General features: G+C 65.2%; 1 pseudogene. It reads left to right on the plus strand.

Features of this window, described 5'->3' with window-relative positions:
- Window positions 1-211: pseudogene (locus AAEZ05_RS28845) on the plus strand (serine/threonine-protein kinase); the annotation flags it as partial.
- Window positions 212-267 lie beyond the last annotated feature (56 nt).

Genomic DNA, 267 nt, shown 5'->3' on the forward strand with positions numbered 1-267 from the left:
GTACGGCGTGGCCTGCATCCTGTACGAACTGGCCCACGGCAGTCGCGTTGGCAAGCGCGCCTCAGACCGGTTGCCCCGACCCGCGCAGTTGCCCAGGCATTGCTGGGCAGCGTTACAGGCCGCGTTGGCGATAGACCCGCAGCACCGAAGCATAACGGTGGCCGAGTTGCGTCACGTCATGGGGCGCAACCGAGCACGCTGGTGCTTGTAAGGCAAAGGTCAAACGGCCAAGCCGTGCAACTGGCAGTACTGCGCCCAGTCCATGCC

Origin of the sequence: Pseudomonas sp. HY13-MNA-CIBAN-0226, assembly GCF_040310305.1 — a bacterium.
GTDB classification, from domain to species: Bacteria; Pseudomonadota; Gammaproteobacteria; order Pseudomonadales; family Pseudomonadaceae; genus Aquipseudomonas; species Aquipseudomonas gregormendelii.